This is a genomic window from Streptomyces sp. Tu 2975, assembly GCF_009832925.1.
In the GTDB taxonomy this organism is placed as follows: domain Bacteria; phylum Actinomycetota; class Actinomycetes; order Streptomycetales; family Streptomycetaceae; genus Streptomyces.
In genome coordinates this window covers 455,571-478,100 of the sequence record NZ_CP047140.1, presented here as the reverse complement: position 1 = coordinate 478,100, position 22,530 = coordinate 455,571, and the positions used below count along the sequence as shown (strand labels likewise).

Here is a 22,530-nt window from a genome sequence, read left to right as displayed (position 1 = left end):
GAAGTCCATGCCGCTCACGCCCACTGAGGACATCGTCCGCTCCGCCGTCCAAGGCGGCGTGGGCGTCGGAGCGTTCAACGTCGTACAGCTCGAGCACGCGGAGGCCATCGTCGCCGGCGCGGAGGCCGCCGGCCGGCCCGTGATCCTTCAGATCAGCGAGAACACCGCCCGCTACCACAGGGCGTTGGAACCGATCGCGCTCGCAACCCTCGCCGTCGCCCGTGCCTCGAGCGCCCCCGTCGCCGTCCACCTCGACCACGCGGAATCGCCCGACCTCGTGCACCAGGCCGTCGAACTCGGCTTCACCTCCGTCATGTTCGACGCCTCGAAGCTGCCATACGACGAGAACGTGGCCGCGACGGCGCGGATCACCACCCACTGCCACGCCCGGAACGTCTGGGTGGAGGCGGAACTCGGCGAGGTCGGCGGCAAGGACGGGGCGCACGCGCCCGGCGTACGCACCGACCCCGCAGAGGCACGCGAGTTCGTCGCCGCCACGGCCGTCGACGCTCTCGCCGTGGCCGTCGGCAGCTCGCACGCCATGCTCACCCGGGACGCTGTCCTCGACTTCGCGCTGATCACCCTGCTGCGGGACAGCGTCAGCGTCCCGCTGGTCCTGCACGGCTCCTCCGGCGTCGGGGACGAGGGACTCACGAAGGCCGTCGCGGCCGGCATGACGAAGGTCAACGTCTCCACCCACCTCAACAAGGCGTTCACCCAGGCCGCGCGGGCCTACCTGGACGCCCATCCGGAGACGGCCGACCCCCGTAAGTACCTCGGCCCCGCCCGGGACGCCGTCGCCACGGCCGTGGCCGGGCTGCTGGCCGTCCTGCACGGGGAGCGCGCGGACGGGCACGCGGCGACGGGAGCCGCGGTCACGGCAATGGCGTCCCGCCCGTCGCGTTGACGATCTCGGCCGTGATGTAGCCGGCCTGCGGGGAGGCGAGGAAGACGTAGGCGGGCGCCATCTCCGCAGGCTGCGCGGGCCGGCCGAACAGCGACTTCTTGCCGAACTCGGCGGTGTCCGGCATGGTCGCGGGAATGAGCGGCGTCCAGACCGGCCCGGGCGCGACCGCGTTGACGCGGATCCCGTCGGACGCCACCATCTGCGCCAGACCCTGGGTGAAGGTGACGATCGCACCCTTCGTCATCGCGTAGTCGAGCAGGTGCGGGCTCGGCTTGTAGGCCTGCACCGACGTGGAGTTGATGACACACCCGCCCCGGGGCATGTGGGGCAGGGCCATCTTCGACACCCAGAACATGCCGTAGAGGTTGGTGCGCATGACGCGGTCGAACTGTTCCGTGGTGATCGCGCCGATGCCGTCCGGCTGCGACATCTGGTAGGCGGCGTTGTTGACCAGGATGTCGATGTGCCCGAACTCGGCCACGGCGCGGTCGACGAGCTGCCGGCACTGCTCCTCCTCGCGGATGTCGCACGGCACCGGCACCGCCTTGCGGCCCGCGTCCACGATCAGTTGCCGCGTCGCCTCCGCCTCCTCCGCCTCCTCCGGCAGATGGGTGAACAGCACATCGGCGCCCTCACGCGCGAAGGCGAGCGCCACCGCGCGGCCGATACCCGAGTCGCCGCCCGTCAGCACGGCCTTCAGATCACGCAGCAGACCGCTGCCGCGATAGCTCTCCTCGCCGTGGTCCGGCGGCGGGTCCATCGGACCCGTCCAGCCCGGGTGCTGCTGCTCCTGCTTCGGGAACTCCGGCTCCGGGTGCTTGGCCCCCGGATCCCTGGCCTCCTGGTTCTCCTCGGGCACGGCCGACTCCTCCCTTGCTGCGACAGGTGCCTCGGTGGGCTACCCCGCCTACCCTCCGGTGCCGGGGGAATGCCCGCAAACGGGGCCCGGCGGCTCTGCCGGCGGTGAGTCGCGCGGCCGGGCCCCACGCGGAACGGGAAGACAGGATCGCCTCGTCAGGGCCTACCAGGGGCGGTCCGGTGGGGGCGGGGGCTGTCCGCCCCCGCGGAGACGGCCCGGGCGAGGGCGGTGGACCGGTTGCCCGGCGCCGTCGGCGGGCCCGGCCGCGCCTCGCGTGCCGGCCGCCCGGGCGGGGGTCGGGCTGCGGGCTCTCGGGCCGCGGGCTCTCGGCCTGCGTGGCCGCGGACGGGAACAGGCTCTCCTCGTAGCGGTCCAGCGCGAGCACCAGCCCGAGGAGCAGAGCGGGCAGCAGCAGCGCGACCACCATCGCCACGGTGCCCGCGGAGCCCGCTGTCACGGCACCGGCTCCATGCCGGGGAGCGGACAGCCGGCCGGCAGCTCTCTCGCCTCCGCTCCCGGACGGCGGGCGACGCACACGGCGCGGTCCAGGAGGTGAATGCGCTGCGGAGGCTGCTGTGGCAGCCGTGCGATGTCTGCCATGACATTGCGCCTGCCCCGACCGTCACGGCTTACGCGGCTCCATGCCGTCCGAGGGCGTACCGGCCGGCGACCGGGTGTTCGCGGCTTCGTGGCGGGGCGATGGGCGTGCGAGGCATCGAGCTCCCGTGAGCGGGCACACGACAGATCTCGACCTCGGCGGGGAGTGGTGGGTATGCGCACGGTGGGCGTGGAGGAGGAGCTGCTCCTCGTGGATCCGGACTCGGGCGAGCCATGCGCCCTGGCCGCGGCGGTGCTCGCATCCGCCGAGCGGGAGAGCGGCGACAGCCAGGAGGTGTTCGAGCCGGAGCTCCAGCGTGAACAGCTCGAGTTCGCCACGCTCCCGCAGGAGTCGATGGACGATCTCGCGGGCGAGATCGACCGCCGGCGCGCCGAAGCCGCCCACCACGCCGAACGCCTGGGCGCGGCGGTCGCCGCGCTGGCCACCTCGCCGCTACCGGTCAGCCCGTCGCTGTGGGGCGGCGAGCGGTACGGCTGGATGGCGGAGGAGTTCGGCCTGACCACACAGGAACAGCTCACGTGCGGGTGCCACGTCCATGTGGCGGTGGAGTCGGACGAGGAGGGCGTCGCGGTTCTCGACCGCATCCGCCCCTGGCTCCCGGTCCTCGTGGCGATCAGCGCGAACTCACCGTTCTGGCAGGGCAAGGACAGCGGCTACTCGAGCTACCGCAGCCGCGTCTGGGCCCGCTGGCCGTCGGCGGGTCCGGTGGAGCTTTTCGGGTCCGCCGACCGCTACCACGAGCAGGTCGAGGCGATGGTCGGCACCGGGGCCCTGCGCGATCAGGGAATGATCTACTTCGATGCCCGGCTCTCCCACCGGTATCCCACCGTGGAGATCCGCGTGGCGGACGTCTGTCTGGACGCGGCGACCACGGTGCTCGTCGCCACGCTCGTCCGCGCGCTGGTGGAGACGGCGGCACGCGAGTGGCGGGAGGGTCTGCCGCCCGTGCCGCACGGCGTCGGCCTGCTGCGGCTCGCGGGATGGCGCGCGAGCCGCTCCGGACTGGAGGAGCGGCTGATCCATCCGCTCACCATGCGCCCGGAACCGGCCGCCGACGTCGTACGGGTGCTGCTCGACCACGTCGGCGACGCCCTGAAGGACACCGGCGACGCGGACCGCGCCGCGGAGGCAGTCGCCGCGCTGCACGCGGACGGCAACGGCGCCCGTTTCCAGCGCGACCTGCTGCACAGGACGGGAAGCCTGCGGGACGTGGTCGCCGCCTGCGTGCGCAGGACCGCCGGTCACTGATGCCGCGGGCCCTGGACCCGTTGCGTTCCACGGCCCGCCGCCGCCGTCGCAGCGGACGCCGGAGGGGGCACCACCGCTGTCCAGGGCGCACGGCGGATGTGCGGCGGCGGGTGAGCCGGAAGGTGCGGACCCGCCGTGTCAAAGACGCATGGATCTCCGCTCCTGGGGCATACGCCCATCGGGCCCCGCCGCGCATCCCCCGTCGCGGCGGGGTCTCCGTCTGCCGGGGGTCGGCCCGGGTCTTTCGCTTGGATCAGGCCGGATCGCGGAGTCCGGTGCGTGCGGTGGGGTCAACCGCCCCGGCGGGCGGTCACCAGGAGGTACTCCCACTCCATGGCGAAGCTGCCCGTGCCGGAGCCGTGCTCGCGGGCCAGTTCGGCGAGCGCGTGGTCCAGTTCGGCGACCCGGTCCGGGGAGTCGGCGATGTGCCGGTAGACGGCGATGGTCGGCCCGTACACGGCCTTGAAGTAGTCGCGGAAGGCCTCCGGCCGGTCGAAGCGGTCCACCCGCACCGGCTGCCGACGCATCTCCAGACCGGTCACCCCGTCGCCGAGGAGTGTTCTGACGTGCTCCTCCTTCCCCCACAGCGGCGGAGGCTGCGCACCGGGCGGAGGCGGTGGGGCGTACGGCCTCATCGCGGCGAACATCTGCCCGATGAAGCCCTCCGGGGTCCAGTTGATCAGGCCGACGGTCCCGCCCGGGCGGCAGACCCGGAGCAGTTCGCCTGCGGCGGCCTCGTGGTGAGGGCGAACATGATCCCGACGCTGGACATGACGGTGTCGAACTCGCCGTCGCCGAAGGGGAGCGCCTCGGCGTCGGCCTCGCGCCACTCCAGTTCCACGCCCTGCTTCCGCGCCTGTTGCAGACCGTCCTCCAGCAGCTCCGGAGTGAGGTCGCAGGCGACGACATCGGCACCGGCCAGGGCCGCCGGGATCGCGGCATTGCCCGTCCCGGCCGCGATGTCCAGCACCTTGTCGCCGGACGCCACGCCGCAGGCCTCCACCAGGGCCGTGCCCAGCTCGGGGATGAGCTCACCGGCCAGGGTGGGGTAGTCGCCCAGCGCCCACATCTTCCGGTGCTTCGCCTTGAGAGCGGCGTCCGCCTGGACGTCGGCCCGGGCCGCGTCGGTCGCGTCAGTCATGACAGACCTCCTAGGGAGTCTGGCCGGGCGGCCGTCGGGAAGCGGCCCTGTTCCGACCGTTTTCACCAGCTCTGCCGAATTTCTGCCGGTGGTTCCCACGATAGAGAGCGGTGGGTGGGCTCCGCCTGGTTTCTTCCTTTTCCGTGCCCTCGTCCACGTCCGGCGGCGCCCGGTCGGGACCGGCGCATTCCTGTGCCTCGCCGTCGTCGTGGGGCGCGTCCGGTGCGGCCCGTTCCGCCCGGCCGCACTCCGGGGACTCAGTCGACCTCGAGCACGATCTTTCCCCGGGTGCGGCCCTCCGCGCTCAGCCGGAACGCCTCGCCCGCCTCGGCCAGCGGCAGTGCGTGGTCGACGTTCACGGTGAGGCTGCCGGAGTCGGCGAGCCGGCCGAGATCGGTGAGATCGTCGGTGCTCGGCCGCACCCAGACGTGGTGCCCGCCGCGCTGTGTGACCGAGGCGTCCACGACGGACGCGACGCGGGTCCGGTCGGTGAGCAGCTGCTGGGAGACCTCCACGGCGTCCTCGCCGACGTAGTCGACGGCCGCCGTGACGCCGTCGGGCACCAGTTCGCGGACGCGCTCGGCGAGGCCTTCTCCGTAGACGACCGGTTCGGCCCCCAGCGAGCGGAGGAAGTCGTGGTTGCGTTCGCTGGCCGTGCCGATGACCCGGGCGCCCAGGGCCACCGCGATCTGCACGGCGAACGAGCCCACGCCCCCGGCCGCGGCGTGCACCAGTACCGTGTCGCCGCGTGTGACGCCGATGCGGGCCAGCGACTGGTGGGCGGTGAGCCCGGCGAGCGGCAGGCCCGCGGCCTGCCGCCAGTCGAGCGACGAAGGCTTCTTCGCCAGCGTGCGTACCGGGGCGGCGACCAGCTCGGCGAACGTGCCGTGCTGCACCTCGTCCTTCCTGACGTAGCCGCAGACCTCGTCGCCCACGGAGAACTCGGTCGCGTCCAGACCGACCGCCTCGACGACGCCGGACACGTCCCAGCCGGGGACCAGGGGGAAGTGGACGTGCATGATCGGGTCGAGGTATCCGGCGACGATCTTCCAGTCGACGGGATTGACACCGGCGGCCTTCACACGGACCAGGACGGCGTCGGGTGCGATTTTCGGATCAGCGGTTTCCGTGAGCTTCAGAACTTCGGGGCCGCCGTAGCGGTCGGCTGTGATCGCTCGCATGCTTCTTTCTACACCGCCGGTGCGCCGCCGCACGGATCGTGCCGCCGCATCGTGTCGGCGCCGTCAGGGCGGGTACCCGCGCAGCGTCCGGCACCGCTGGAGACGTTCGACGAGGGAGGCGGAATGAGCGACGACTACCGGCCGGAGGGCTTCGGGGACAGTGACGCCCCGCTGCCGCGTGACATGCCCGACCAGCAGGCCGGCGCGGACGAGGAAGCTTCGCCCGATCAGGACTCGCCGGTCAGGGCGGCCGGTCAGGGCCGTGACGACGAGCAGTCCGAGGAGACGGGGCAGGACGTGCCCGACATGGACGAGGCGGGTGCCCGCCCGCGTGGAGCCCCCAGCGACGAGGGTGGGCCACAGGGGACTCCGCCACCGGACGAATCAACCGGCTGACCCGCGACGCGTCCGCCCGCTCCGACAGGCAGCGGGCGCCGGGGCCGCGCTCCACGCCGTGATCGGTATTCTCCTGCCGAACGGTCGAACGATCAGCGGCGACGCGTCAGGGGAGGCCACGGGGCATGCGGGAGCCGAGCGAGGTGCGGCGGGGGCGGATCCTCGCTGTGGTGCGGTCGAGAGGTTCGGTGCGGGTCAGCGACCTCGCCGGCGAACTGGAGGTCTCGGTCGTGACCGCGCGCCGGGACGTGGAGGAGCTGGCCAGGGCGGGCCGGTTGCGGCGCGGGCACGGGGTCGCCCGTTCGCTCGAGTCGGGGGCGCAGGCGCAGGAGCCGGCGTCCGCGTCTTCGGATGCCGCGGACGGTGCGGCGGTCGCTCTCGTCGTCCCTGAGCGCCATTCCTATCTGTACGAGACCATGCACGGTGCACGTGCCGTCCTGGACGCCGCCGGGACACGGGTGGCCCTGCACATCACGCCGCAGGGCGCCGGCGCCGAACAACCCCTCGTGGAGCGCGCCTTGGCCGAGGGGGCTCGCGGGCTGCTGATCGCCCCGCGGTGGCGCACGGTGGCCGAGGAGGAGGCCGGTCACGCCTGGCTCGCAGGCCTGGACGTGCCCACGGTGCTGATGGAGCGCAGGCCGCGTCGGGGGAGCGTGCTGCACGCCCTGGACTCCGTCTGTTCCGACCACTGGTACGGGATGCATCTCGCGGTCGACCACCTCGTGTCGCTGGGACACCGCAGGATCGTGCTGGCCGCGCGGGACGACAGCCCGACGGCGCGGGCGCTGCGTGCGGCCTTCGCCCGGATCGCCGGGGACCGTGAGGAGATCGAGGACTGGGCCGTCGTGCTGAGCGGCTCGACCTCGGAGGCCCCCGGCGACGCTTCCGTTCCGGGACCGGGGGCTGGCGATCCGGTCGGTCCCGTCTCCGGCGACGGGCTCGCCCACCTGCTACGGGAGCGCGACTTCACGGCTGCCGTGCTGCACGGAGACGTCGACGCCCTGATGCTGGTGCAGCAACTCGCCGACAACGGGGTGAGCGTGCCCCAGGACTGCTCGGTGGTGGCCTACGACGACGTCGTGGCGGCTTTCGGCAGTGTCCCGCTCACCGCCGTCGCACCGCCGAAGGCCGCGGTGGGGCGAGTGGCCGCCGAACTGCTCGTGCGCCGGATGACCCGGCCCGGCGTCCCGCCTCAACGGTCCGAACTACTCCCTGAGTTGAAGATCCGCGGCTCTGCCCAAAGCCTTCGTACCGATCGTTCGACCGTTTGAGTTTCGTCCGATCGTTCTCTTGACCTTGATCGAGCAGTCGCTCAGGATGCTTCGTATTCCGTGCTCCCGAGTCACCCCGCCGTCCCGCCGGCTTCCTGTGCAAGCGGTTTCTGTCCGGGCCCGCGGTGGGACGGACACACCCGCGGCCCGTCCGCCCACCTCGCGAGGAGAGAGATGCCCCGCTCCACCGGTGCAGCCCCCGGCCGCTCCGCCCGCCCCCGTGCCGCACTCGCCATGGCACCGGACGCGGCAGCCGCCGTACTCGCCCCCAGCGCCCTGGCCGCCCTCGCCGACGTCTGTGATCTCGCGCCCGGCCCCGCCCTCGACGACTTCTCCACCGGGCGGGCGCGCGAAGTCCTCCGCGACACCGAGGTCCTGGTCACCGGCTGGGGCTGCCCGCCGCTGGACCGAGCGGCACTCGACGCCGCACCCCGGCTGCGCGCCGTCGTCCACACGGCCGGATCCGTACGGGGCCACATCACGGAGGCATGCTGGGAACGCGGCGTCGCCGTGTCCTCCGCAGCGACGGCCAACGCCCTGCCGGTCGCCGAGTACACCGTCGCCATGATCCTCCTCAGCGGCAAACGCGCGTTGGAGAGCGCGCGCACACTGAGGTCGGAGCGCCGCCGTCCCGCGCTGCTCGGGACACCGCGCGACATCGGCAACTACGGCCGCACGGTCGGCATCCTCTCCGCCTCGCTCATCGGGCGCCGGGTGATCGAGCTGCTGCACGCGTACGACGTCGAGGTGCTGCTGCACGATCCGTACGTCGGCGAGGGCGACGCCGACGCGCTCGGCGTCGAGGCCGTGGGCATCGGCGAACTGTTCGCCCGCAGCGACGTGGTCAGCGTCCACACCCCGCTGCTGCCCGACACCCGCGGTCTCGTCAGCAGGGAACTGATCGGCGCCATGCGGCCGGACGCGGTCCTGATCAACACGGCCCGCGGAGCCGTCGTCGACCAGGACGCCCTCACCGAGGCGGCCACCACAGGCCGCATCCGTGCCGTGCTGGACGTCACCGACCCCGAAGTCCTGCCTCCCGAGCACCCGTTGTGGGACTGCGACAACGTCACGATCACACCGCACATCGCCGGCTCACTGGGCAACGAATGGGGGCGGCTCGCGGAGCTCGCCGTCGCGGAGGTCGCCCGCTGGGCCGGCGGTGAGGAATTCGCCCACCCCGTACTGCGCGAGAGGCTGGCCCGTCTCGCATGAGCCTGCAGCTGCCCGGCGACGACCGGGTCCTGAGTCCGTACACCGGATACACGCGCGAGCACTGGGAGGCGGCGGCAGACGGCCTGCTGACGGCCGCCCGGCGGTGGGCGACCCCGCGCGGGGCCCTGCTGGACCTGCCGGGACGCCCCTCCGCCTCCGGGGTCCGCTCCGACGGACTCGAGGGCTACGCCCGCACCTTCCTCGCCGCCGCCTTCCGGGTGGCGGGAGCCGGCGGCGACGACCCGCACGGCCGGCTGGAGCGGTACGCCGAGGGCATCGCCGCCGGTACCCGCACCCCCGGACGGGACGACACCGAGTCCTGGCCCGTGATCCTCGGCCACGACGTCGCGGGCCAGCCCATGGTCGAATCCGCGTCCGTGGCCCTCGGGCTGCGGATGACCCGGCCCTGGCTGTGGGACCGGCTCGACGAGGACGTCCAGGACCGGGCCGAGGAATGGCTTCGCGGCGCCCTGCGCCACGTACCCTCGCCCAACAACTGGTACCTCTTCCCGTACACCGTGGCCGGGTTCCTGGAGTCGGTGGGCCGCGGCGACGAGGAGACCGGGCGTGCCCGCGAGCGCGCTCTCGAACTGCTGGAGAGCTGGTACCGCGGCCAGGGGTGGTACGCCGACGGCGACGGCCGGGCGTTCGACCACTACAACGGCTGGGCCCTGCACCTGTATCCGGTGCTCGACTCCCATCTCGCCGGCGCCGCGGCGGACCCGTACGTGCAGCGGCTGCGTGAGCACCTGGAGAGCTACGGGCTCCTCTTCGGCTCGGACGGGGCACCCGTCCACTTCGGGCGCTCGCTCACCTACCGTTTCGCCGCCGCCTCCGCGGTCGGCCTCGGGGCCGTCACCGGCCGCACGCCGCTCGAACCGGGCGTCTCCCGCAGGCTGATCAGCGGGGCGCTGCGCTACTTCCTCGACCGTGGCGCCGTCGGCCGTGACGGGCTGCTGGCACTCGGCTGGCACGGGCGGCACGAGGAGACGCTGCAGAACTACTCAGGGCCGGCGTCGCCGTACTGGGCGTCGAAGGCGTTCGTTTGTCTGCTCGCCCCGGCAGGGCACCCGCTGTGGACCGACATGGAAGAGGCCGCGCCGAGCGAGGGCCCTGACCGGGTGCTGGCGCTGCCCGCGCCTGGGCTGCTGGTGCAGAGCACCCGCGCCGACGGCATCGTCCGGCTGCACAACCACGGCAGCGACCATGTGCGCCCGCAGGAGGGAGAGGCGGCCGCCGACGACGATCCCCACTACGGCCGTCAGGCGTACTCCACCCGCACCGGCCCGACGTCGACCGCCAACGCCGCCGACAACCACCTCGGGCTCGTGGTCGGCGGCGTGCGCAGCGCCCGCCGCCGTATCCACCCGCTGGGCGCGGGAGGAGGCGACGGCTGGGGCTGGGCCGCGTCCTGGCACCGGCCGGTGTTCCCCGCGGGGCCGCCCATGGTGCCCGGCCTGCGCGTGGAGAGCGTCACCGTCGCCCGGGGACGGTTCGAGCTGCGCGTGCACCGGGTGACGGGTGCTCCGCCCGGTGCCCGCGTCGAGCAGACGGGCTGGGCGACCGGCCCGGACGAGGCGCTGCACTCCGGGCTGCGTCCGCTGTACGGCTGGCTCGAAAGGGACGAGGTGCGCGCTCCGCAGGGAACCGCGTACACGCCATGGGCCGTGATGCCGCGGCTGACCGCCCCGGCGCGGGGCACCGGTGTCTTCGCGGCGCTGGCCGTGCTCTCCGGCGAGCCGGACACCGCTTCTCAAGCCGATGCCGTCGCCGCTGTGACCGTGGACGACGACGGCTTGGAGGTGCGTTGGGCCGACGACGGCCACTTGACGCGGATCACCTTCGATCCCGTCGCCGTCACCTGCCGAGCCGTTCACCGGCCATGACCCGCCGCCGGGGCCGGGGCCTCGGCCCCGACCCCGGCCGGTGGAGGAGCGCTCAGATGCCGAACTCCGTGGGGGAGAGCCCCAGTACGGAGCAGGCCTCACGGATGATCTCCAGCTCGGACGGCTCGACGTAACCGTCCGCGCCGGCGATGACGATGCCGGTCTGGATCACGGCCCTGGCCTCCGTGGGCTTCTTGGCCGCCTTGGCCACCTCCTGCATCACCTGCGCCTTGCCCAGCAGGAAGTTGGCGGAGAGCTGGTCGGCGTGCTTGTTGAACCGCTGGCGCAGCTGGTCGGCCGGGAAGTTCTGCAGGACGTCGTTGCCCAGGATCAGCGACTCGACGTGCTGCCGCTCCGCCGGGTCCACATGCCCGTCGGCGGCGGCGACCAGGGCGCACATCGCCATGCTGGCATCTCTGAAGGCCCCGCTCTTCAACTCCGTCTTCAGCGACGTGAGCTGTGTCTTCAGCGTGTTCACCAGCTGGGCGCGGGAGCCGCCCGAGGACCGTGAGCCCGTGCCGTGACCCCCGGGGCTCCGGGTGCTCTGGCCCTGCTGCAGATTCTTGGCCTGGTCCTTGATCCGGTCCCACATTGCCACTGGTGCCACCTCGGCTTCTGTCGAGCGTCGTTCGTGCGGCGGCCGCGTGTCGCGGCCGCGTCTCCCTGCCAACGCTCGGGCACGCCCACACGTTCCGGCCAGGGCGACCTGTCCAGGTCCGGGCCGGTCACACCGCGGGCGGTTCCGAGAGGTCGAGTCCGGCGTAGTAGCGGCCCACACCGTCGAGATAACCGGCGTCCGTCGTCTCGCTGTCCCTGCTGAACGGCGGGGCGTTCTTGATCTGCTCCTTCGTGGGGACGACGGTGACGGTCCGCTGCTCGGCGTTGATCCGCCGGACGAACCCCGCGGGGACGAGAACGCTCCGCCCGAAGACCCATGCCCCGGTGTCGACGACCAGATGCTGTCTGCCGGGGGCGTCGGACTGCCTGTCGACGTGGCCGAGGACCCCGTCCGGCGTCTCCACGGTGAAACCGGTCAGGTCCCGCCCCTGTCGGTGGCCGATGCCGGGCGAGTAGATCCACATGTCCTGCAACGTGAATCCTCCTGATCGTCGAATCGCGGTCGAATGACTGTCCCTGCGGAGCACCGGGTGTCCGCACAAGGATGCCTGGTCCGCAAGATTGTGCCCCTCCGAGGCGGCAGGGATGCCCTCGTGTCCCGGACACACCGGTCGCATGAGCCCTGTGCGCCCTTTTCGACTCTTTCGGATCCTTCGCGCGGCTCACGGCACAGAAGGAGCCGTGCCCCTGTGGCGACGACTGCCCTCAGTGCCCGGTCGTCCTCCCCTCCTGTGGTGCCCATGCCGGCACCACGGCGCCCCCGCCGTTGCGTACGGCCTGGATCACCGCGTCGTGCAGTGCCCGGCTCGCTTCCTCGGAAGGGCACGGCGTGGGACTGCCGGCCATCGTGAACCAATCCGTCGCACCCGTGAACTGCAGGGCGACCTGTGCGGTGTCATCGGCCCACGTGGTGTGGACGGTGAGGTTCCCGGTCATCACTCCGGTCTCCTCGGTGAGGGCACCGCCGCGTCCCGTGTATACATCGCGAGTTGTCCATGACGCCCAGCTCATTACTCCAGACTCACACCACGGCGGCGGATTCGCGAGTGACCTTCTTTTCCGCCGCCCGAATGTTGCCCGAAAGGCGCCCGGTAATCGCTTTCCGTATGTTCGCGGGCGTGGTACCGCATGTTTGAGGCGGGATCGATCGGAGAGCAGTCAGTCAGCCATGACGTCGAATACAGCTGGGATGTGAATTCCGTGGCTGAGAAGAAGAAGACCCGCGCCAAGATGGAACAGGCCAAGGGCAAGGCCAAGGAAGCTGCGGGCCGTGCCGTGGGCAACGAAAGGCTCACGACCGAAGGGCGAGCGGAGCAGGCCAAGGGCGACGCCCGCCAGGCCAAGGAGAAGACGAAGGACGTCTTCCGCCACTGAGGAACGCCGACGGCCCGTGAGGCTCTGATGCCACCGACGGGCCGGCCGGGCCGGATCCAGGGGCTGTCTTCCGGATCGGGCCCGGCAGGAGACCGGGAACAGGTCTCCTAGGGCAGCGCGGCGCCGCGCGCGGTGATCCAGAGCTCGTACCACTCCTCGTGGGTGAGCTCAGGGTCCCGTCGCGCGGCGTCGGCGCACGCGCGGATACGTTCGGGCCTCGCACTGCCGATCACCGGGGCGATCCGTGAGGGGTGCCGCTGGAGCCACCACAGCAGGACCGTCTCAGGTGAGGTCCCCTTGGCCTGCGCGAGCGACGCGACGAGCCGTGCCGTCGCCTGCTCCGCCGGGGTCTGCTGGCGGCCCGTGAAGCGTCCCTGCGCCAAGGCGCCCCACGCCTGCAGACGAATTCCGTTCTTGCGGCAGTGCTCCACCGTCCCCAGCGGGAAACCGGTCGACGCCGCCTCCGGGGTGTTCACGAGAACGCCCCCTTCGAGCCAGTCCCGGCGATGGAGGCTCATCTCGAGCTGGTTGGCGGCCAAGGGCAGGCCGAGGAAGCTCTGGAGGAGCGAGATCTGCGGCCCGCTCATGTTCGAGACGCCGAAGCGGCGCACGAGCCCCTGCCGGTGCAAAGATGCCAGGGCTTCTGCGATGTCCTCCGGGTCGGCCAACGGGTCCGGCCGGTGCAGCAGCAGGACGTCGATGACGTCGGTGCGCAGGCGTTCGAGACTCTCCTCGACGCGCCGCACGATGCTCTCGCCCCGCAGGTCGTACATGCCCGGCCGTCCACCGTCGGCGAGCCGGATGCCGCACTTCGTCTGCAGGACGATGCGTTCGCGCAGTCCCGGCGAACGCGAAAGAACCTCTCCGAACACCGCCTCCGCCTTGCCGTGCCGGTAGATGTCGGCGTGGTCGAACACCGTGATCCCGCTGTCGAGTGCCGCATCGACCGCCGCCTCGGCGTTCGCGATGTCCGCCGCACCGTACGGCGTCGTGTCCCAGGTCCCGCCCAGCCCCATGCATCCGTAGAGCAGCCGCTCCGCGCCCGTGTCCGCGTTCTTCGTCACGGGCTCACCTTTCCACGGCCGGGAGCGGGGCCCAAACGGGTATCCGCGGCGGCCACCCGGACAGGCGCGGGCCGCGCGCCGGAGCGACCATGGAAGGAAGGCGCCGCGCTGCCGGCACGTATGTCCCGGCGCGTGGTGCAGGGACCGGGAGGCGGTCATGGAATATCCGGAGAGCTACGAACTCATCTTCCAGGCGGCGGCCGTGGACGACGTGGTCGTAGTGCGGCGCACAGACAGGACAGGACCGGGCGGAAACCCGATCTACGAGGACGAGACGGGGATCGTACGCGCCGAGCTGAGCGGCCAGGGTGAAGTACGGATGCTCGCCAGCGGCGGCCATCAGGCGCACGAGCTGCCGGTGATCGCGCGTACCGCGTAGGTGTGACGGGCGAACGCACCAGAAGGTGTGAGACGCCGGAGAATGCGAGGCGCCGGAAGGACCACAAGGTGCGACGCGCCGGAAGGACCACAAGGTGCGACGCGCCGGAGAGAACAGGTGAGGCGGCGCCGGAGCGCGCACGTCGTGGCGCGACGGGCGTCACGGAGCGACGGCCATGGTCACCGGATGCGGGGCGGTGGCCGCGTCACACCCGGCGATCGCTGTAACCGCAGATCCAGGCGAGGGCGGAGTGCACGCCGCGCACGTAGTCCCGCGTGGCGGGATCGCCGGCGGCCTCGTCCTCCCGTACCACCGCGGCGTCGATCTCCGCGGTCAGCAGTTCCATGTCCGGCACGCCGTCGGCGCCTGCCCCGGTGACCGGCGAACGGGCGTCCCGGCCCAGAGCCCACCGGTATCCCGCCGACACGCCGTCCCGGTATCCGGGCGGGGCCTCCCGCGACGAGAGGAGTCCGGGCAGCTCTCGTTCTGCCGCTTCGGCCTCTTCGTATGCCCGTACCCCCACGGGTTTCCCTTCGTCCCGCTGCGGTTGCGCAGGAGCGGTCACTGGTTTCACCTGTCCTTCCGGCCGGGGCCGTCTTGGCGGGCCGCCGGCGACATCCTCGTAGGGATCCCGTCGGCAGCTTGTCCATGTCGGGTACCCGCGTCGGACGCCGAGTCACGGGCATGTTCCGGTGTACCCGCTCAGCGCGTACCCGCCGCGCCCGGATGGCCGGCAGAGTCTTCCGCGAGCGACGGAGCCAGGAAGGGAGACGAAGGGCGGCCCCGCCTCCGGGGGGTGGGGGCGGGGCCGCGACGCCTCGCCGGCGGCCAGGGGGGGTGGGCCGGGCGAGCGCTCGAGCTTCTCGTGCCCCGTTCACGCAGGGGTATGCACACGACTTTCCGGCAATCCGGGATCCGCCGGGCGGGCCGGAAGGGACCGAGGCTGCGATCGGCCCCGGCACGGCGCATGGTGGTGGCATGCGGCTACTGCTGACCTCCGACACGCATGTGCCGAAGCGGGCCCGGCAACTGCCCGGGGAACTCATGGAGTCCGTCCGCCGGGCAGACGTCGTGATCCACGCCGGCGACTGGGTCGACGCCGCGACCCTGGACCTCTTCGAATCCTGCTCCACGCGTCTTCTCGCGGTGTACGGGAACAACGACGGCCCCGAGCTGCGGACCCGCCTGCCGGAGGTCGCGCGGGCGGAGCTCGTCGGGTTGCGCATCGGCGTCGTCCACGAAACGGGTCCCGCGCAGGGCCGCGAACGGCGGTGCGCCGAGCGTTTTCCCGATCTCGATGTGCTGGTGTTCGGGCACAGCCACATCCCGTGGGACACGACAGCCCCCGCCGGGCTGCGGCTGCTCAATCCGGGCTCGCCGACCGACCGCCGACGCCAGCCGCACTGCACGTACATGACCGCCCGGGTGTCGCGCGGCGGGCTGTCGGAGGTCGAACTGCACCGCCTGCCCCGCTCCGGGACGGCCTGAGCCCCTGAGAGCCGTGCGTCCGTGTCCGTGGGACCGGGAGAGCGGTGCGGTCCGTGCGTCCGTGTCCGTGGAACGGGGAGCGCGGTGCGGTCCGTGCGTCCGTGTCCGTGGGACGGGGAGAGCGGTGCGGTCCGGTGCGGCAGGTGGGACGTGACGTGGCAGGGGGCGCCCGTCAGCCGACGTCGTACACGTCGAGGCGCCCGCACATACCGAAACGGGCGTGGGCGGAGGGCTGTTCGGCCCGGACCCGCGCCTGTGCCAGATGGCCCGCGCCGCCCTTCTCCAGCTCGTCGAGCTGTGCGGCCGTCGCCGACGCGGCGGCGGCCGCGCCGTCGCGCCAGCGGTCGCGCCATGCGCCGACGAGCGGCCGTACCAGGGCCGCGGCGGCCCGGTGGAACGCGGCCAGCGGCTCGAGGTCACCGGCTTCCGTCGCGCCGCGCAGCGCCGCGAATCCTTCGACGGCCAGATCGCGACGGCGGCGGGCCGCCCGCTCCAGCTCCTCCTCGGTCCCGCCCTCCGGCAGGGCGACGGCGGCGCGGTAGGCGGCGGGGTCGGCGAGCAGACGCGGCGGCAGCGTCAGCACCGCGTCGCCCGCCTCCGGGAGGCCGCAGTTCTGCATGAGCACGACGATGGTCAGGCCGCCCTCGTTGACCAGCCGGTGGATCGTGCCCGGTGTGAACCAGACGAGTGCGCCCGGCAGCAGGGTGGTCTGCTCGAACCCGTAAGCGGTCAGGGTCTGCACCGCGCCGCGGCCGCCGGTCACGGCGTACCCCTCCGAGCAGGTGAGATGCATGTGCGGGGTGCCGCCGCGCAGGCCGTCTGCGGCAAGCCAGTCGTAGACCCGCAGCCGCGAGATACCGATGCCACCGGGCAGCCCGCCGTAGCCGGCGGCCGGACCGGGCGGAGGGGTGACGGCTGTCGGTGCGCCGGCAGCCGTCACCGCGACCGTGTCCGCAGGGTCATCCGTGCTCACGACTCGTCTCCTTCGGTCGGGCGGCGGGCCGCCGAGCGGGACAGTAAGCGCTTTCTAGGGAAACGTAGGCTCTCCTGCGGACACGGTCAAGGCCGCGTCCGTACCCCGGCGTCAGGTCGTCAGTCGCCGCGGCAGCCAGCGCAGGCGGGCGGCTTCCTGGAACGGGCCGCCGCCCTCATGGTCGTTGAAGTCGTAGACCTCTATCTGCTTGTCCTCGTGGATGTACGCGTTGAAGGCGGCGAACACCGTCGACGGCGGGCAGGTCTGGTCCTCCATCGCCACTGAGAAGAGCGCCGGCGCCCGGCCGCGCGCCGCGAAGTGCACGCCGTCGAAGTAGGCCAGGGTCCGCGCCACCTGCTCGCTCCGGCCCCGGTGGGTCTTCAGGTAGTGGCCCACCTCCCGGTACGGCTCGCGGTCCGTGAGTGTCGTCGCCCTCGGGAAGTCGCACAGGAACGGCACGTCGGGCGCGACGGCCGCGAGGTCGGGCACGAGACCGGCGGCGGCCAGCGTGATCCCGCCGCCCTGGCTGGCGCCGACGGCCGCGGTGCGGGCGGCGTCGGTCAGCGGGTGCGAGCGTGCCGCCTCAATCGCACGGACCGCGTCGGTGAACACCCGGCGGTAGTAGTACTCGTGCGGGTCCTCGATCCCCCGTGTCAGGAAGCCGGGGTAGGCCGGCGCACTGCCCACCGGGTCCGGGGTGTTGCCGGTCGACCAGCCGCTGCCCTGGCCCCGGGTGTCCATGACGAAGTGCGCGAATCCTGCCGACGCCCACAGGAGATGCGTGTGCGGCAGGCCCCGGCCGCCGCCGTAACCGAGGAACTCGACGACCAGAGGTAGCGGCTTCTCGGCCCCCGCGGGCAGTACCAGCCAGCCCTTCACCGGGTGGCCGCCGAAGCCGGCGAAGGTCACGTCGTGGACGTCCACGGTGCTGAGGCCGGTCGGTACCGGCTCGAAGCGGGCGTCGAGATCGTGGCCGCGCGCCTCCTCGAGCGTCTTCGCCCAGAACGCGTCGAAGTCCTCCGGCTCCGCGGAGGCGCTGCGATATGCGCGGAGCTCTGGCAGAGGCAGGTCGAACAGGGCCATGGGGCCGCCTTTCCTACGAGATGTGTCAGCAGATCAACACGGACCGCCACCACGGAGCAAGAGTCGCCCGACAGATGGAACGGCGATGGCGACGCGCGCGGCCCCGGCCCTCCATGACGCCGCGTGACGAGGGGCCGCGACCGGGCCGCCGGTGCGCCTGCCCTCCGTTCGGCCCCACTGACCTGCCCGAACCGGCTCGGGCCCGCACGCTGGAAGCGGCGGACAGCCGAGTGCGCGGGCCGGGCCGCCTCTGCCGGGCGTGCGGCGGGTCGGAGGTCCCTGTTTCGTCATGCCTCTTGTGGGGGGTGCGAGGCCCTGCTAAACCCTTCGGTTAGGAAAGTTTCCTTCCAATCAAACCCCCGCCGATTCTTCGGCCTGTCCGGCTATCCGCCCAGCCAACGGAGTCCCCCATGAGACCGGCACGGTTCTGGCTACGCCCCCTGGGCAGCATCGGCGCCCTCGGCGCCGCTCTGCTCCTCACCCTCACTACCGCACCCGCCGCCCCGGCGACCCCCGCGCCCGACCGGCCTGCCCCCACCCCGACGGCAGTCGCGGCTGTCACCCACGAGGCCGAGAACGCGACCGTCTCGCGTGCTCTGGTCGAGTCCAACCATGCCGGCTTCACCGGCGCCGGATTCGTCAACTACGACAACGCCAGCGGCAGTTACGTCCAGTGGACGGTCGACGCGGCCCAGGCGGGACGGGTCGGCCTCACGCTGCGCTTCGCCAACGGCACCACGTCCGGCAGGCCGATGGACATCACCGTCAACGGCGCGCTCGTCGCCGACGACCGCGCCTTCCCGGGCACCGGTGCCTGGACCTCCTGGTCCACGACCACCCTCACCGCGGACCTCAAGGCGGGGACCAACGTGATCAGGGCGACCGCCGTCGGGTCCGACGGCGGCCCGAACGTGGACCACCTCGCCGTCGGGACCACCCCCACCACCGGCGGCACCCCGGCCGGTGTCAACGGACAGCTCAAGGTCTGCGGCACCAAGCTCTGCAACCAGTACGGCAACCCGATCCAGCTGCGCGGCATGAGTACCCACGGCCTCCAGTGGTACAGCCGGTGCGTCACCAGCGGTTCCCTCGACGCCCTGGCCACCGACTGGAAGGCCGACGTCCTGCGGATCTCGATGTACGTCCAGGAGGGCGGCTACGAGACGGACCCGCGCGGCTTCACCGACAAGGTCCACTCGATCATCGAGCAGGCCACCTCCCGCGGCATGTACGCGATCGTCGACTGGCACATGCTCAGCCCCGGCGACCCGCACCACAACCTCTCGCGGGCGAAGACCTTCTTCACCGAGATCGCGCAGCGCCACAAGGACAAGACCAACGTGCTGTACGAAATCGCCAACGAGCCCAGCGGCGTGAGCTGGTCGAGGATCAAGGGCTACGCGGAGGAGCTCATCCCGGTCATCCGGCGCTACGACGCCGACAGCCCGGTCCTCGTCGGCACCCGTGCCTGGTCCTCCCTCGGAGTCTCCGAGGGGTCGAACGAGAGCGAGGTCGTGAACAGCCCGGTCAACGCCTCCAACATCATGTACACCTTCCACTTCTACGCGGCCTCGCACAGGGACGAGTACCTGAGCGCCCTGTCCCGGGCGGCCGACCGCATCCCCATGTTCGTCACCGAGTTCGGCACGCAGGACTACGCCGGTGAGGGCGCCGACGACTTCACCATGTCGCAGCGCTACATCGACCTGATGGCGAGCAAGAAGATCAGCTGGGTCAACTGGAACTACTCCGACGACAACAGGTCGGGCGCCGTGTTCAACAGCGGCATCTGCGCCGACAACGGCCCCTGGACCGGCACCGGCTCGCTGAAGCCGGCCGGCGTCTGGGTGCGTGACCGGATCAGGCCGGCGGACAACTTCCCGACCGGCTGACCCGACCGGCTGACCCGACCGGCTGACTCGACCGGCTGAGCCGGCAGGCCTGCCCTCCCCAGGGCCATCGGCGAGCACTTCGCCCGGCGCCGGCCACCCCCCGGCACCCCCGCCCGTCCCCTGTGATCCACTGGACGGGCGGGGGCGCACAGGGAACAGGAGCAGCAGTGGCCAGCTACCGTCAGCCGGGAGTCGTTCTCACCGACCACCACTTCACCGTCCCGCTCGACCACGGTGATCCGGCCGGCGAGCAGCTCGAGCTCTACGCCCGCGAGGTCGTGTCCGCCGCCGACCACCCGGACACGGGCAAGCCGTGGCTGGTGTACCTGGAAGGCGGCCCCGGCAACGCCGTCCGCCGGTTCATCGGCAAGCAGGCATGGTTGGGGCGGGCGGTCCAGGACTTCCGCGTACTCCTGCTCGACCAGCGCGGCACCGGCCGCTCCACGCCGCAGAACCGCCAGACGCTCGCCCGGCGCGGCGGACCGGGGGCGCAGGCCGACCACCTCGCCCACTTCCGGGCCGACAGCATCGTCCGCGACTGCGAGACGGTCCGGCGGCGCCTCACCGGCGGAGCGCCCTGGACGGTGCTGGGTCAGTCCTTCGGCGGCTTCTGCGCCACGCACTACCTGTCCGCAGCGCCGGAAGGGCTGGACACTGTCCTGATCACCGGCGGCCTGCCGTCCCTCGACGCACACGCGGACGACGTCTACCGGGCCGCCTACCCGCGCATCCGGCGCAAGGCCGAGGCGCATTACGCCCGTTACCCGCAGGACGTGGAGCGCGCCCGGCGGATCGCCGCCCATCTCGCGGAGCGCCCGGCGCGGCTGCCCGGCGGCTACACCCTCACACCGGAGGCGTTCCAGTCGCTGGGCATCCTGCTGGGCGGCGGGGACGGCAGCCACCAACTGCACTACCTGCTGGAGAACGCCTTCGTGCGCACGGCGTCGGGCCATGAACTGTCCGACGCCTTCCAGGAGGGGGTACGCCCGGTCCTCTCCTTCGCCGCGAACCCGTTGTACGCGGTGCTGCACGAGGCCATCTACGCCCAGGGCGGGCGGCCGACGGACTGGGCCGCGGAGCGGGTGCGCGCCGATTTCCCCGAGTTCGACGCGGTCGCGGCTCTCGAGGGCGACCGGCCGCTGATGTTCACCGGCGAGACGGTCCACCCGTGGCACTTCGAGGTGGATCCCGCACTGCGGCCGCTGCGCGAGACCGCGGAGCTGCTCGCCGCCCGTACCGACTGGGCGCCGCTGTACGACCCGGCCCGGCTCGCCGCGAACGAGGTGCCGGTGGCGGCGGCCGTCTACCACGACGACATGTACGTCGACACCGCCCACTCGCTGCGCACCGCCCGTGCCGTGCGCGGGCTGCGCACCTGGGTCACCGACGAGTACGAGCACGACGGAGTGCGGGCGGGCGGACCACGGGTGGTGGACCGGCTCCTGGCACTCGCCCGCCAGGAGCTCTGACACATGATCAGTGGATACGTATCCTGCGGGACATGACCGATCAGAAGACCGAACAGCTCGAAGAGATGCCGGCCGACTGGCAGCGCGCGCTCGCGGTCGTCGCCCATCCCGACGACCTCGAGTACGGCTGTGCGGCGGCCGTCGCCGGATGGACCGACCAGGGCCGTGAGGTCGCCTACCTGCTGGCCACAAGGGGAGAGGCCGGCATCGACGGGATCGCCCCCGCGGAGTGCGCGCCGCTGCGCGAGCGGGAGCAGCGGGCGAGCGCGGCCGTCGTCGGCGTCTCCGTCGTCGAGTTCCTGGATCACAAGGACGGTGTCATCGAGTACGGGACCGACCTGCGCCGGGACATCGCGGCGGCCGTCCGCCGGCACCGGCCGGAGCTGGTCATCACCCTCAACCACCGTGACACCTGGGGCGGCACCGCCTGGAACACGCCCGACCACCGGGCCGTCGGCCGGGCGACCCTCGACGCGGTCGCCGACGCCGGCAACCGCTGGATCTTCCCCGAGCTCATCTCCGAGCAGGGCCTCGAGCCCTGGGACGGCGTGCGCTGGGTCGCGGTGGCGGGTTCCACCAGCCCCACCCACGCCGTCGATGCGGGACCCGGCCTCGAGAGGTCCGTCGCGTCGCTGCTGGAGCACCGCCTGTACATCGAGGGCCTGACGGAGCAGGACCCGCAGGAGTACTGCCGTACGTTTCTCACCCGCATGGCCGAGATGGCGGCTCCGCGCTTCGGCGGCCGCCCGGCCGTCACGTTCGAGCTGTTCGGGCGCTGACGCGACCGCCTGCCGCCGTTGGTTTGTCTGTTTGACAAATGGCGTTGCTGTTCCTGCAATGGGTGCATGAGTGATGACGACACACGGCTGGACGCCGTACTGAGCGAGGTGGGCCCGCGGCTCCGCCGGATCCGGCGCGAGCGGGGGGCCACCCTCGGCGCGCTCTCCGAGGCGACCGGCATCTCCGTGAGCACGCTGTCCCGGCTGGAGTCCGGCGGGCGCCGCCCGAGCCTCGAACTGCTGCTGCCGATCGCCCGCGCCCATCAGGTCCCGCTGGACGAGCTCGTCGGCGCGCCGCCCGTCGGCGATCCGCGGGTGCGCGCCAAGCCCATCGTCCGCGGCCACCGGACGATGTACCCGCTCACCGCGCGGCCGGGAGGGCTCCAGGCGTACAAGGTGATCCACAAGCCGTCCGGGGAGCAGCCGGAGCCGCGTACCCATGAGGGGTACGAGTGGATGTACGTCCTGTCCGGCCGCGTGCGGCTGGTGCTCGGGGACCACGACGTGGTGCTGGGGCCGGGCGAGGTGGCGGAGTTCGACACCCGGGTGCCGCACTGGTTCGGGTGCGCCGACGACCGGCCGATCGAATTTCTGAGCCTTTTCGGGCCGCAAGGGGAACGGATGCATGTGCGGGCCAGGCCCAAGGAGACGTGAGGGGGTCTTCCCGGACGGGCAAGCGACCGCTTAG

25 protein-coding genes are annotated in these 22,530 nt (G+C 72.1%); 13 read left to right on the top strand and 12 right to left on the bottom strand.

The features are described 5' to 3' along the window. Window positions 1-7 precede the first annotated feature (7 nt). Window positions 8-907 carry a class II fructose-bisphosphate aldolase gene (locus tag GLX30_RS01980; RefSeq protein ID WP_159682777.1) on the top strand — a complete coding sequence of 300 codons (900 nt, stop codon included), beginning with the start codon at window positions 8-10 and terminating at the stop codon, window positions 905-907. On the opposite strand, the gene GLX30_RS01975 is transcribed toward GLX30_RS01980, so the two are convergent. Both GLX30_RS01975 and GLX30_RS01970 read right to left on the bottom strand, forming a co-directional pair. Beyond that, on the bottom strand, window positions 876-1,766 hold the full coding sequence (locus GLX30_RS01975) for an SDR family oxidoreductase (RefSeq protein ID WP_159682774.1): 891 nt from the start codon (window positions 1,764-1,766) through the stop codon (window positions 876-878). The genes GLX30_RS01980 and GLX30_RS01975 overlap by 32 nt on opposite strands. A 453-nt stretch (window positions 1,767-2,219) precedes the next feature. Continuing rightward, window positions 2,220-2,366: a hypothetical protein gene (locus tag GLX30_RS01970; RefSeq protein ID WP_159682771.1), complete on the bottom strand. Its 147-nt coding sequence runs from the start codon at window positions 2,364-2,366 to the stop codon at window positions 2,220-2,222. Between the two features lie 172 nt (window positions 2,367-2,538). On the opposite strand from GLX30_RS01970, the gene GLX30_RS01965 reads away from it, so the two are divergent. After that, complete coding sequence (locus tag GLX30_RS01965; protein ID WP_159682769.1) at window positions 2,539-3,633, top strand: glutamate--cysteine ligase; 1,095 nt, start codon at window positions 2,539-2,541, stop codon at window positions 3,631-3,633. Between the two features lie 290 nt (window positions 3,634-3,923). Here GLX30_RS01965 and GLX30_RS35795 read toward each other — a convergent pair whose 3' ends face one another. From GLX30_RS35795 to GLX30_RS01955, 3 genes are all read right to left on the bottom strand, one after another. Next, entirely contained in the window at window positions 3,924-4,280 is a 357-nt protein-coding gene (locus GLX30_RS35795; protein ID WP_279632540.1) for a hypothetical protein, read from the bottom strand. 32 nt (window positions 4,281-4,312) lie between these two features. Continuing rightward, complete coding sequence (locus tag GLX30_RS35790; protein WP_279632539.1) at window positions 4,313-4,774, bottom strand: methyltransferase domain-containing protein; 462 nt, start codon at window positions 4,772-4,774, stop codon at window positions 4,313-4,315. A gap of 257 nt (window positions 4,775-5,031) precedes the next feature. Continuing rightward, window positions 5,032-5,955 carry an NADP-dependent oxidoreductase gene (locus tag GLX30_RS01955; RefSeq protein ID WP_159682767.1) on the bottom strand — a complete coding sequence of 308 codons (924 nt, stop codon included), beginning with the start codon at window positions 5,953-5,955 and terminating at the stop codon, window positions 5,032-5,034. A gap of 123 nt (window positions 5,956-6,078) precedes the next feature. Here GLX30_RS01955 and GLX30_RS01950 point away from each other — a divergent pair, with 123 nt between their 5' ends. The 4 genes from GLX30_RS01950 (at window position 6,079) to GLX30_RS01935 (ending at window position 10,723) form a co-directional block, all read left to right on the top strand. Further along, window positions 6,079-6,351, top strand: a complete 273-nt coding sequence (locus GLX30_RS01950; RefSeq protein WP_159682765.1) for a hypothetical protein — start codon at window positions 6,079-6,081, stop codon at window positions 6,349-6,351. Between the two features lie 125 nt (window positions 6,352-6,476). After that, entirely contained in the window at window positions 6,477-7,622 is a 1,146-nt protein-coding gene (locus GLX30_RS01945; RefSeq protein ID WP_159682763.1) for a substrate-binding domain-containing protein, read from the top strand. A 174-nt stretch (window positions 7,623-7,796) separates the two neighbouring features. After that, window positions 7,797-8,837, top strand: a complete 1,041-nt coding sequence (locus GLX30_RS01940) for a hydroxyacid dehydrogenase (protein ID WP_159682761.1) — start codon at window positions 7,797-7,799, stop codon at window positions 8,835-8,837. Then, window positions 8,834-10,723, top strand: coding sequence for a DUF2264 domain-containing protein (locus tag GLX30_RS01935; RefSeq protein ID WP_159682759.1), 1,890 nt, complete (start codon window positions 8,834-8,836; stop codon window positions 10,721-10,723). Before GLX30_RS01940 ends, GLX30_RS01935 begins: the two co-directional genes overlap by 4 nt. 52 nt (window positions 10,724-10,775) lie before the next feature. On the opposite strand, the gene GLX30_RS01930 is transcribed toward GLX30_RS01935, so the two are convergent. The 3 genes from GLX30_RS01930 to GLX30_RS01920 form a co-directional block, all read right to left on the bottom strand. Then, window positions 10,776-11,321, bottom strand: coding sequence for a tellurite resistance TerB family protein (locus tag GLX30_RS01930; RefSeq protein WP_159694800.1), 546 nt, complete (start codon window positions 11,319-11,321; stop codon window positions 10,776-10,778). Window positions 11,322-11,448: 127 nt separating this feature from the next. Then, complete coding sequence (locus tag GLX30_RS01925) at window positions 11,449-11,805, bottom strand: PRC-barrel domain containing protein (RefSeq protein ID WP_159682757.1); 357 nt, start codon at window positions 11,803-11,805, stop codon at window positions 11,449-11,451. Between the two features lie 241 nt (window positions 11,806-12,046). Beyond that, window positions 12,047-12,352, bottom strand: a complete 306-nt coding sequence (locus tag GLX30_RS01920; RefSeq protein WP_159682755.1) for a hypothetical protein — start codon at window positions 12,350-12,352, stop codon at window positions 12,047-12,049. Between the two features lie 189 nt (window positions 12,353-12,541). On the opposite strand from GLX30_RS01920, the gene GLX30_RS01915 reads away from it, so the two are divergent. Continuing rightward, the gene (locus GLX30_RS01915; protein WP_159682752.1) at window positions 12,542-12,715 is read left to right on the top strand and encodes a CsbD family protein; all 174 of its coding nucleotides are present in this window, start codon (window positions 12,542-12,544) and stop codon (window positions 12,713-12,715) included. 107 nt (window positions 12,716-12,822) lie between these two features. Here the strand turns inward: GLX30_RS01915 and GLX30_RS01910 are convergent, their stop codons facing one another. Next, window positions 12,823-13,779 carry an aldo/keto reductase gene (locus GLX30_RS01910; protein ID WP_244257954.1) on the bottom strand — a complete coding sequence of 319 codons (957 nt, stop codon included), beginning with the start codon at window positions 13,777-13,779 and terminating at the stop codon, window positions 12,823-12,825. A gap of 157 nt (window positions 13,780-13,936) precedes the next feature. Between GLX30_RS01910 and GLX30_RS01905 the strand changes: the two genes are divergently transcribed. Further along, on the top strand, window positions 13,937-14,158 hold the full coding sequence (locus GLX30_RS01905) for a DUF6296 family protein (protein WP_159682749.1): 222 nt from the start codon (window positions 13,937-13,939) through the stop codon (window positions 14,156-14,158). A gap of 205 nt (window positions 14,159-14,363) precedes the next feature. Here GLX30_RS01905 and GLX30_RS01900 read toward each other — a convergent pair whose 3' ends face one another. Next, entirely contained in the window at window positions 14,364-14,681 is a 318-nt protein-coding gene (locus GLX30_RS01900; RefSeq protein WP_159682747.1) for a hypothetical protein, read from the bottom strand. Window positions 14,682-15,136: 455 nt separating this feature from the next. Here GLX30_RS01900 and GLX30_RS01895 point away from each other — a divergent pair, with 455 nt between their 5' ends. Continuing rightward, complete coding sequence (locus tag GLX30_RS01895; protein WP_159682744.1) at window positions 15,137-15,646, top strand: metallophosphoesterase; 510 nt, start codon at window positions 15,137-15,139, stop codon at window positions 15,644-15,646. A 172-nt stretch (window positions 15,647-15,818) separates the two neighbouring features. Here GLX30_RS01895 and GLX30_RS01890 read toward each other — a convergent pair whose 3' ends face one another. Continuing rightward, window positions 15,819-16,586 carry a cupin gene (locus GLX30_RS01890; protein WP_159694798.1) on the bottom strand — a complete coding sequence of 256 codons (768 nt, stop codon included), beginning with the start codon at window positions 16,584-16,586 and terminating at the stop codon, window positions 15,819-15,821. A 144-nt stretch (window positions 16,587-16,730) separates the two neighbouring features. Continuing rightward, window positions 16,731-17,702, bottom strand: a complete 972-nt coding sequence (locus tag GLX30_RS01885; protein ID WP_159682741.1) for an acetylxylan esterase — start codon at window positions 17,700-17,702, stop codon at window positions 16,731-16,733. Window positions 17,703-18,112: 410 nt separating this feature from the next. Here GLX30_RS01885 and GLX30_RS01880 point away from each other — a divergent pair, with 410 nt between their 5' ends. The 4 genes from GLX30_RS01880 to GLX30_RS01865 all read left to right on the top strand — a co-directional run bounded on the left by GLX30_RS01880 (window position 18,113) and on the right by GLX30_RS01865 (window position 22,496). Beyond that, window positions 18,113-19,594, top strand: a complete 1,482-nt coding sequence (locus GLX30_RS01880; protein ID WP_159682738.1) for a cellulase family glycosylhydrolase — start codon at window positions 18,113-18,115, stop codon at window positions 19,592-19,594. Between the two features lie 167 nt (window positions 19,595-19,761). After that, a complete protein-coding gene (locus tag GLX30_RS01875; protein WP_159682735.1) occupies window positions 19,762-21,063 on the top strand; it encodes an alpha/beta fold hydrolase in 1,302 nt (433 codons plus the stop codon). 32 nt (window positions 21,064-21,095) lie between these two features. After that, complete coding sequence (locus GLX30_RS01870; protein ID WP_159682732.1) at window positions 21,096-21,842, top strand: PIG-L deacetylase family protein; 747 nt, start codon at window positions 21,096-21,098, stop codon at window positions 21,840-21,842. 66 nt (window positions 21,843-21,908) lie between these two features. Next, entirely contained in the window at window positions 21,909-22,496 is a 588-nt protein-coding gene (locus GLX30_RS01865; protein WP_159682729.1) for an XRE family transcriptional regulator, read from the top strand. Window positions 22,497-22,530: the final 34 nt, after the last annotated feature.

Excerpts from the sequence above, each read along its gene's own strand:
- GLX30_RS01980 (WP_159682777.1), top strand. The coding sequence starts at position 8 with ATGCCGCTCACGCCCACTGAGGACATCGTCCGCTCCGCCGTCCAAGGC.
- GLX30_RS01970 (WP_159682771.1), bottom strand. The coding sequence starts at position 2,366 with ATGGCAGACATCGCACGGCTGCCACAGCAGCCTCCGCAGCGCATTCAC.
- GLX30_RS01965 (WP_159682769.1), top strand. The coding sequence starts at position 2,539 with ATGCGCACGGTGGGCGTGGAGGAGGAGCTGCTCCTCGTGGATCCGGAC.
- GLX30_RS35795 (WP_279632540.1), bottom strand. The coding sequence starts at position 4,280 with ATGTTCGCCGCGATGAGGCCGTACGCCCCACCGCCTCCGCCCGGTGCG.
- GLX30_RS35790 (WP_279632539.1), bottom strand. The coding sequence starts at position 4,774 with ATGACTGACGCGACCGACGCGGCCCGGGCCGACGTCCAGGCGGACGCC.
- GLX30_RS01955 (WP_159682767.1), bottom strand. The coding sequence starts at position 5,955 with ATGCGAGCGATCACAGCCGACCGCTACGGCGGCCCCGAAGTTCTGAAG.
- GLX30_RS01950 (WP_159682765.1), top strand. The coding sequence starts at position 6,079 with ATGAGCGACGACTACCGGCCGGAGGGCTTCGGGGACAGTGACGCCCCG.
- GLX30_RS01945 (WP_159682763.1), top strand. The coding sequence starts at position 6,477 with ATGCGGGAGCCGAGCGAGGTGCGGCGGGGGCGGATCCTCGCTGTGGTG.
- GLX30_RS01940 (WP_159682761.1), top strand. The coding sequence starts at position 7,797 with ATGCCCCGCTCCACCGGTGCAGCCCCCGGCCGCTCCGCCCGCCCCCGT.
- GLX30_RS01935 (WP_159682759.1), top strand. The coding sequence starts at position 8,834 with ATGAGCCTGCAGCTGCCCGGCGACGACCGGGTCCTGAGTCCGTACACC.
- GLX30_RS01925 (WP_159682757.1), bottom strand. The coding sequence starts at position 11,805 with ATGTGGATCTACTCGCCCGGCATCGGCCACCGACAGGGGCGGGACCTG.
- GLX30_RS01920 (WP_159682755.1), bottom strand. The coding sequence starts at position 12,352 with ATGAGCTGGGCGTCATGGACAACTCGCGATGTATACACGGGACGCGGC.
- GLX30_RS01905 (WP_159682749.1), top strand. The coding sequence starts at position 13,937 with ATGGAATATCCGGAGAGCTACGAACTCATCTTCCAGGCGGCGGCCGTG.
- GLX30_RS01895 (WP_159682744.1), top strand. The coding sequence starts at position 15,137 with ATGCGGCTACTGCTGACCTCCGACACGCATGTGCCGAAGCGGGCCCGG.
- GLX30_RS01885 (WP_159682741.1), bottom strand. The coding sequence starts at position 17,702 with ATGGCCCTGTTCGACCTGCCTCTGCCAGAGCTCCGCGCATATCGCAGC.
- GLX30_RS01880 (WP_159682738.1), top strand. The coding sequence starts at position 18,113 with ATGAGACCGGCACGGTTCTGGCTACGCCCCCTGGGCAGCATCGGCGCC.
- GLX30_RS01870 (WP_159682732.1), top strand. The coding sequence starts at position 21,096 with ATGACCGATCAGAAGACCGAACAGCTCGAAGAGATGCCGGCCGACTGG.
- GLX30_RS01865 (WP_159682729.1), top strand. The coding sequence starts at position 21,909 with ATGAGTGATGACGACACACGGCTGGACGCCGTACTGAGCGAGGTGGGC.